The organism is Neorhizobium sp. BETTINA12A (assembly GCF_023006485.1).
Lineage (GTDB): Bacteria > Pseudomonadota > Alphaproteobacteria > Rhizobiales > Rhizobiaceae > Neorhizobium.
This window is the reverse complement of record NZ_JALBGW010000295.1, coordinates 1-2,540: the sequence shown is the minus strand read 5'-3', so window position 1 is coordinate 2,540 and position 2,540 is coordinate 1. Positions and strand designations below refer to the sequence as shown.

Genomic DNA, 2,540 nt, shown 5'->3' with positions numbered 1-2,540 from the left:
GCGATTGCCCAGCGGCTGGTGACCGGCGACCTGCGAGATGCGGCGGGACTGCTGCCGTCGATGGGACAGGTGGCCCTGCTGCAGGGTTACAGCCACGGGTTCTCCTCGCTCCTGTGGCTGCTGACCGCGATCACGGCACTGACAGCGGTCGTGGTGTTCCTCTTCCTCGGGCGGGGAGGGGAGACGGCGGAGGATATCGCGGAGGAGGCGGAACTGGCCGCCGCTGCCGCGACGCGATCCGACGAGAACCGATTACGCCAGCCGGCCCTTTGACAAACGGCCTTTGACAAACCGGCTCATCTGAGCCATATGCAGGCTATCCGGAACCGCCGCAGCGAGACGATCTCGCTGCGGCGGTTTCGCCGTTTTGGGCCTTCGGTCCTGCAAATCATTCGCACGCGCAAAAAGGAAGACATGGTGGCGAGGGAAGTCAAAATCGTCGAGCGGCTGGCCTTCTGGGGCATGCCGCTGTCGCTCGGCGTCATGTTCTTGAAGATGCTGGCCTGGTGGATGACGGGCTCCGTCGCGCTGCTGTCGGACGGGCTCGAATCCTTCGTCAATGTCGCCGCCGCCTTCATCGCCTATTTCGTCATCCGCTATGCGCAGCGCCCGGCAGACCATGACCATCAGTTCGGCCATCACAAGGCGGAATACATTTCTGCGGTCGTCGAAGGCGGGCTGATCATCGTCGCGGCATTCCTGATCATCAGCGAGGCCTGGGACGGACTGTTCGCGCCGAAACTGCCGGATGCGCCGGTGCTGGGCCTGGCGATCAACGGACTGGCGGCGGTCATCAACGCTGCCTGGGCGACGACGCTGATCCGGGTCGGCACCGCCCATTATTCGCCTGCAATGGCAGCCGACGGCCGGCACATCATGTCCGACGTGGTGACTTCGGCCGGGGTCTTCGTCGGCCTCGTCCTCGCCGTTGTCACTGGATACGCGATCCTCGACCCGGTGCTCGCCATCCTGGTCGCGATCAACATCCTCTGGCAGGGCTACAAGGTGATCGCCCATTCCATCGGCGGGCTGATGGACCGGGCGCTGGAGCCGGACGAGGAGGCGGCGGTGCGCGAGGCGATCGCCACCCATTCGGTCGGCGCGCTTGGCGTCCACGACTTGAAATCGCGCCGGGCGGGGGCGGCTGTCTTCATCGATTTCCATCTGGTCGTGCCGGCTGGCATGAGCGTCGCAGAAGCGCATGCGATCTGTGACCGCTTGGAAGATGCGATCAAAGCGAGTATTGCCGGCGCCACATTGGCAATCCATGTGGAGCCCGAAGGCGAGCGCGCCCATGGACAGAAGGTAGACGTGGAAGGAACAGGCAAATGACGATGACCGATGTCAGCGGGCTCTCGCAGCTCGGATCTCACGTGGAAGCCCCGCAGAGCCCGGAAACTGCGGTGCTGGAAAAGGTGCCGAACGGCAACCAGGGCACCGATTACGTGGTGCGCTTCACGGCGCCGGAATTCACCTCGCTCTGCCCGATGACCGGCCAGCCGGATTTCGCCCATATCGTCATCGACTATATTCCGGACGGGTTCCTGGTGGAATCGAAGTCGCTGAAGCTGTTCCTGCATTCGTTCCGGAACCACGGCGCGTTCCATGAGGACTGCTCGATCTACATCGCCAAGCGGATCGTGGACCTGCTCGCCCCGAAGTGGCTCAGGATCGGCGCCTACTGGTATCCGCGCGGCGGCATCCCGATCGACGTGTTCTGGCAGACGGGCGAGGCGCCGGCAGGCGTGTGGCTGCCGGAGCAGGGGGTCGCGACGTATCGCGGGCGTGGGTGAGGCGTAACGGCTTGCCGGCAAAACGCTCCAGTGGAGCGTTTTGAGCGCCGGGATGGTGCGGCAGGCTCTTTCATCCCGTCACTTCAAAACCGAGCGAGTGTGGCGTCCGATCGACATTGATGTTGGAATCCGCCAGCCCCCCTCTGCCCTGCCGGGCATCTCCCCCACGGGTGGGGAGATCACAAGCGGCACGACCGCCGCTTTCAAAGAACGGCTGCGGGGAAAGAGACGTCAGATTAAAGGCGACGAGAAGGCCGCCAGCCGATCTCCCCACCTGTGGGGGAGATGCCCGGCAGGGCAGAGGGGGGCGGACGCACTCCAACGTCGAAGGTAGGCCTTCCGTCCTTACATCAAGGGACCCGGCGCTTCAGCCACCGCAGAGCCTCTCACTCACACATCCATCGAATCGTCGCTGCCCATGTCGCTGTTGTCGAAATCGGCCTGGTCGTCGGAAAAGTCGTCGTTGCCGTAATCGGCCTGCTGGAAGCCGGCATTCGAGCCGGAATTGTCGGCCACGTCGTTGGTGTTGGCGGCAGTGCCGTCGTTGCCCGAGGCCTGGCGGACCGCGTCATCCCCGAAATAGTTGTTGTTGATGACGGTTTCCTCGACGGGACCGTTGCCGCCGCCGAACGGGTTGCTGCCGGCGAGCGGCGAACCCCAGCCGAGGGAGTTCATGTGGCTGCCGAAGATGCCGGAGAGCGAATTGGCGAGCAGCATGCCGCCCGCGACGCCGGCTGCGGTGCCGAG

The 2,540-nt window shown here is 64.4% G+C and carries 3 protein-coding genes and 1 pseudogene; 3 read left to right on the top strand and 1 reads right to left on the bottom strand.

The features are described from left to right. The 3 genes and pseudogenes from MOV61_RS29465 to queF form a co-directional block, all read left to right on the top strand. A pseudogene (locus MOV61_RS29465) lies at positions 1 to 273 on the top strand (hypothetical protein); the annotation flags it as partial. Positions 274 to 414: 141 nt separating this feature from the next. Further along, a complete protein-coding gene (locus MOV61_RS29460) occupies positions 415 to 1,332 on the top strand; it encodes a cation diffusion facilitator family transporter (protein WP_247039828.1) in 918 nt (305 codons plus the stop codon). Next, positions 1,329 to 1,793, top strand: coding sequence for a preQ(1) synthase (gene queF, locus MOV61_RS29455; protein ID WP_247039829.1), 465 nt, complete (start codon positions 1,329 to 1,331; stop codon positions 1,791 to 1,793). Before MOV61_RS29460 ends, queF begins: the two co-directional genes overlap by 4 nt. A gap of 390 nt (positions 1,794 to 2,183) precedes the next feature. On the opposite strand, the gene MOV61_RS29450 is transcribed toward queF, so the two are convergent. Further along, the coding region (locus MOV61_RS29450; RefSeq protein WP_247139119.1) for a DUF2076 family protein at positions 2,184 to 2,540 on the bottom strand (357 nt) is incomplete at its 5' end.

Bases quoted from the DNA above. Each gene is read 5' to 3' on its own strand.
- MOV61_RS29460 (WP_247039828.1), top strand. From the start codon at position 415: ATGGTGGCGAGGGAAGTCAAAATCGTCGAGCGGCTGGCCTTCTGGGGC.
- queF (WP_247039829.1), top strand. From the start codon at position 1,329: ATGACGATGACCGATGTCAGCGGGCTCTCGCAGCTCGGATCTCACGTG.